The sequence below is a fragment of the Sphingomonas sp. genome (assembly GCF_013812825.1).
Classification (GTDB): Bacteria; Pseudomonadota; Alphaproteobacteria; order Sphingomonadales; family Sphingomonadaceae; genus Sphingomicrobium.
Window position 1 is genome coordinate 1 of sequence record NZ_JACCSU010000095.1, and the last position, 4,741, is coordinate 4,741.

The 4,741-nt window shown below is 69.0% G+C and carries 5 protein-coding genes and 2 pseudogenes; 5 read left to right on the plus strand and 2 right to left on the minus strand.

Annotation, left to right across the window (positions count from 1 at the left end):
* Positions 1-76: 76 nt before the first annotated feature.
* Entirely contained in the window at positions 77-1,840 is a 1,764-nt protein-coding gene (locus H0T81_RS12465) for a fatty acyl-AMP ligase (protein WP_294013751.1), read from the minus strand.
* Positions 1,841-1,979: 139 nt separating this feature from the next.
* Between H0T81_RS12465 and H0T81_RS12470 the strand changes: the two genes are divergently transcribed.
* The 5 genes and pseudogenes from H0T81_RS12470 to H0T81_RS12490 all read left to right on the plus strand — a co-directional run.
* Positions 1,980-2,525, plus strand: coding sequence for a RecX family transcriptional regulator (locus tag H0T81_RS12470; RefSeq protein WP_294013743.1), 546 nt, complete (start codon positions 1,980-1,982; stop codon positions 2,523-2,525).
* A 57-nt stretch (positions 2,526-2,582) separates the two neighbouring features.
* Positions 2,583-3,167: a cold-shock protein gene (locus H0T81_RS12475; RefSeq protein ID WP_294013745.1), complete on the plus strand. Its 585-nt coding sequence runs from the start codon at positions 2,583-2,585 to the stop codon at positions 3,165-3,167.
* 17 nt (positions 3,168-3,184) lie between these two features.
* On the plus strand, positions 3,185-3,637 hold the full coding sequence (locus tag H0T81_RS12480; protein WP_294013747.1) for a DUF192 domain-containing protein: 453 nt from the start codon (positions 3,185-3,187) through the stop codon (positions 3,635-3,637).
* Between the two features lie 44 nt (positions 3,638-3,681).
* Positions 3,682-4,065, plus strand: coding sequence for an NADH:ubiquinone oxidoreductase subunit NDUFA12 (locus H0T81_RS12485; protein WP_294013748.1), 384 nt, complete (start codon positions 3,682-3,684; stop codon positions 4,063-4,065).
* Positions 4,066-4,094: 29 nt separating this feature from the next.
* A pseudogene (locus H0T81_RS12490) lies at positions 4,095-4,532 on the plus strand (DUF2155 domain-containing protein); the annotation flags it as partial.
* On the opposite strand, the pseudogene H0T81_RS12795 reads toward H0T81_RS12490, so the two are convergent.
* Positions 4,484-4,741 (minus strand): annotated as a pseudogene (locus tag H0T81_RS12795) (leucyl/phenylalanyl-tRNA--protein transferase); the annotation flags it as partial. The pseudogenes H0T81_RS12490 and H0T81_RS12795 sit on opposite strands and share 49 nt — an antisense overlap.

The window sequence follows — 4,741 nt, forward strand, 5'->3', positions numbered from 1 at the left end:
CGGGCCCCTCACCCAAGCTTCGCTAGGGTCCTTCGTCGCCAAGCGAAGCTAACCCTCTCCCTCGACGGGAGAGGGACTAAGCGGCGATGTCGTAGGGGACGATGTCGCCGCTGAGGTAGAGGTTGCGGGCTTTGGTTCGGCTGAGCTTGCCCGAACTGGTCCGGGGCAGGGTGCGCGGCGGCACCAGCTCGACCACCGGAGTGATGCCGGTGATCGCCCGGACCCGCTCGCGGATGTCGTCGCGAAGGCGGCCGCGCTCGCCCGGGTCGGACACCCGGCAATGGACCAGCACGGCGGGAGTCTCCTCGCCCGACGAGCCGGTGATGGCGAAGGCGGCGATGTCGCCAGCCTTGAAGCCGGGCAATTGCTCGACCGCCCATTCGATGTCCTGCGGCCAGTGGTTGCGGCCGTTGATGATGATCATGTCCTTGGCGCGGCCGACGATGAACACATAGCCGCGCGACAAATAGCCCATGTCGCCGGTGTCGAGCCAGCCGTCGCCGTCGAGGCAGGCGGCGGTCGCTTCCGGATCGCGGAAATAGCCGACCATGACGCTGGTTCCGCGCACGTAGAGCTTGCCGATGCCGCGCTCGGGAAGCGGCTCGCCGTCGGCTCCGCGGACCTCGACCTCCATGCCGGTGACGGGCTTGCCGCAATTGACGATCGCCCGGAACCGGCGCGGCCGCTCGCGGTCGGCGGAGCCGGCGCCGGCGAGCTCGGTCTCCTCGACCAGCTCGAGCCGGATGCCCTCGCCCGGCGGCATCAGCGAAACCGCCAGCGTCGCTTCGGCCAGGCCATAGCTCGGGCAGAAGGCGCTGGCCTTGAAGCCGGCCTCGGCGAAGCAATCGACGAACGCCTGCATCACGTCCGGGCGGATCATGTCGGCGCCGTTGCCCGCGATCCGCCAGCGGCTGAGGTCGAAGCGGTCGGCGGCGCGGGTCTGCGACGACATCCGGCGAGCGCAGATGTCGTAGCCGAAGGTCGGCGAGTAGCTGAGCGTCGTGCCAGGATTGCGGGTGACGAGGTCGAGCCAGGCCAATGGCCGGCGGGCGAAATCCTCGGTCTTCAGATAGTCGACCGACAGCTGGTTGGCGATCGGCGAGAGCAGGCAGCCGACCAGGCCCATGTCGTGATACCAGGGCAGCCAGGAAATCACCCGGTCGCTGTCCTCGACTCCAAGGCCGAGGCCGTGGGCGCGCAGATTGTCGAGCAAGGCGCGGTGACTGACCGCGACCCCGTGCGGAAAGCGAGTCGAGCCGCTCGAATATTGCAGATAGGCGATGTCGTCCATGCCCGGCGATGCAAGCTCGACCGCGGCGGGCTCGATGTCGCCGAGAGTTTCCCATTCGCGCGCCTCGAGACCGAGCTGGGCCGCCGCATCGGCGGCGAAGACCGCGATCTCGGCCGGGTACAGGAACAGCGCCGGATCGCAGCTCTCGAGCTGGACCTTGAGCTGGTCGACATAGGCTTCGCGACCGCCAAAGCTGGTCGGCAGCGGCAGCGGGACCGGCCACAGGCCGGCATAGACGGCACCGAAGAAAGCGGCGGCGAACTCGGGCCCGGTCTCGGCGATCAGCGCCAGGCGGTCGCCGGGCTTGAGGCCGTGGCCGATGAAACGCCGAGCGTTGGCCAGCGAATCGGCGCGCAGTTCCGAATAGAGATAGGTGCGCTCGAGCGTTCCGCGCGCGTCGTGAAAGTTGAGCCCGCGGCGGCCGAGCGCCGCATAGTCGAGCGCTTCGCCGAGCGTTGCGAAATCGGCGATCCGCCGCTGCTGATCGTCCCTCGTCGGGGTTCCGCCAGGCGGAGAAAGGGCACCTGGAGGGGCAAGGCCGGGTTCGATCGTCTGTTTACGGTCGAGCACGCGGTTCCTTCCTCATCGAGCCGAGCTATTGGCTGCTTCGAGCGGCCTTTCGAACCAGTGGCGGCATATCCGCACCACCACTTTGTGATGGTTCGCGAGTGTGGCACAAAAAAGGCCCATGCGTCACGCCCGCAAACCACGGCCGCGCCCGCCGCTCGACCGCGCAAAACTCGACGAGCTGGCGCTGGCCTATGTCGGCCGGTTCGCGACCACCCGGGCCAAGCTTCGGACCTATCTTGGCCGCAAGGTCCGCGAGCGCGGCTGGGACGACGGCCAGCCGCCGGATCTCGAGGCCATCGCCGAGCGCTTTGCCGCGCGGGGCTATGTCGACGACGCCGCTTATGCGCTGTCGAAGTCGCGCTCGCTGACCGGCCGCGGCTATGGAATCCGCCGCGTCGAGCAGTCGCTTCGAACCGCCGGCGTGGAGGAGGTGGACGCCGCGGTGGCGCGCGAGCATGCGCAGGCGGACTCGATCGAAGCCGCGCTCCATTTCGCCGAGCGCCGCCGGCTCGGCCCGTTCGCGAGCGAGCCGGCTGGCCGCAAGGGCCGCGAGCGCGCGCTCGGCGCGATGATCCGTGCCGGGCACGGCTTCGGCCTGGCCCGGGCGATCGTCGACCTGCCGCCCGGAGCCGAAATCAATCTGGTGGAGTTGGCCGAGAAATAGGCATAATGGGAGTCTAAGTCGGATTCCCGACAATCTAACCCATGTTAGAGTGACCAGGTGCAGCGTAGCAGTACCCAGCGGACCGAAAATCAGGACGCGGCGGAGCAGTTTCCGGCGAGTGAGGCCGCGTCGGAAATGGCGGCCATCACCGGCCGGGTGAAGTGGTTCGACTCGGTTCGGGGCTTCGGATTCATTGTCAGCGATGAGGTCGAGGGCGACGTTCTGCTGCACTTCAGCGTGCTTCGCGAGCATGGCCGCCGGAGCGTCCCCGAAGGCGCTCTCGTCGAGTGCGTGCCGATGCGCCAGGAGCGCGGCCTGCAGGCGTGCCGGGTGCTGTCGATCGACCTCAGCACCGCCTTGCCTGCCCAGCCCAGATCGCCCATCTCGGCGGGCGAACGGGCCGACCGCAAGGCGCTTGTCGACGCGGCCGGCGAGTTCCAACCGGTGGAGGTCAAGTGGTTCAATCGTGTGAAGGGCTATGGTTTCGTCAACCGCGGCGGCCAGGAGGAGGACGTGTTCGTCCACATGGAGACCGTTCGCCACGCGGGCCTGGGCGAGCTTCAGCCCGGCCAGCGGCTGGAAGCGCGAGTCGCTTCGAGCCCGAAGGGCCTGACTGCGGTCGAGCTGCGGGCCCGGCACTGATCGCTGCGGCCGCGGCGATGGTCCTTGCGCCGGGTATCGCGGGCTGCGCTCCGCCCAATCCGGCCGAGGCACCGGCTGCCGAGCGTTCGGCCGCGGGGCTCGAGCAGGTGCCGCTGACCATCCGCTCCGCGTCCGCGACCCACCGGTTCACCGTCGAGGTCGCTCGCTCGCCCCAGGAACAGGCCAACGGCCTGATGCACCGCCAGTCGCTTGCGCCCGATCGCGGCATGCTGTTTCCTTACGATCCGCCGCAGCCCGCCTCATTCTGGATGAAGAACACGCTGATCCCGCTCGACATCATCTTCATCCGCGCCGACGGGACGATCGCCCGCATCGCGGCCAATACCGTTCCGCTGTCGCTCCAGCCGGTGCCGTCGCTGGAGCCGGTCGCCGCGGTGCTCGAGATCGCCGGCGGTCGGGCCGCCGAGCTCGGCATCGCACCGGGAGACCGAGTCAGCTGGTCCCGCTAGAGCCGCCTTGCGCGGCGCTTGCGAACGCGGCAAAGGCCGCGCCGATGGGCTTCTGGTCGAAAACCTTCACCTGGTGGAACGGGGCGACGTGGGGCACGACCCTGTTCTCGAGCCGTCACGGCAAGCAGGTCGGCCGCGACGAGCAAGGCAACGTTTACTTCGAGCACAAGAAGGATCCCCGGCGCCGCTGGGTGATCTACGACGGCGCCAATGACGGCAGCAACGTGCCGCCGGGGTGGAACGCGTGGCTCAGGGGGACGATCGACGAGCTTCCCGACAAGGCGCTGCCGGAGCGGCGCAAGTTCCACAAATCGCCCGAGAAGAATTTGACCGGGACGATGGCCGCGTTCCGTCCCGACGGAGCGCTCGGCAGCGGCAAGCTGCGGCCCGCCGCAACCGGGGACTATCAGCCCTGGACTCCCGACTGAGCCTTCGCACTGGCCTGTTTGCGGTCGCCGTGCTGGCGCTCGGCGCCGGTGGCTGCGACCGCGGCCGCGACCAGCAGCGCCAGGAAAACGTCCCCCCGGTGACCACCAGGGCCGCCCAGCCGACCGCCGGCCAGGCGGGGGTGACTCCGATGGCGCAGCGCGTTGCGGTGCTCGGGCTGCTCAACAAGCGCAACGGCATCGTCCGCGACCTTGCGCTGAGGCCGGGCCAGTCGGTCCGGGTCAAGGACGTGATCGTCCGCCTGCGCGCCTGCGAAACCACCGCGCCATGGGAAAGCGAGTCCTTGACCGGCGCCTTCGTCCAGCTCGACGTCGAACGCACCGACCGCCGCTGGCAGCGGGTGTTCTCCGGCTGGCTTTACAAGGAATCGCCGTCGCTCAACGTCGTCGAGCACCCGGTCTACGACGTCTGGCCCAAGAGCTGCGCGATGACATATCCGGCCGGTCCGTCCGAACCCGTCGCTCCGGTCGCGTCGAGCAGCCGGTCGATCGCCAGGAAATCGGCCGCGGCGCCGCGTCCACGGTCAGATTCCGACGCCGCCGAGCCCGAGCCCGCGACCAATGCCGATGCGCCCCCGGCCGCCGAACCGCCGCCAAGCGCCGTCGATAACAGCGCGATATAGTCGGCGCGCGAGACGCTCACCGCGCCCAGCGAGGC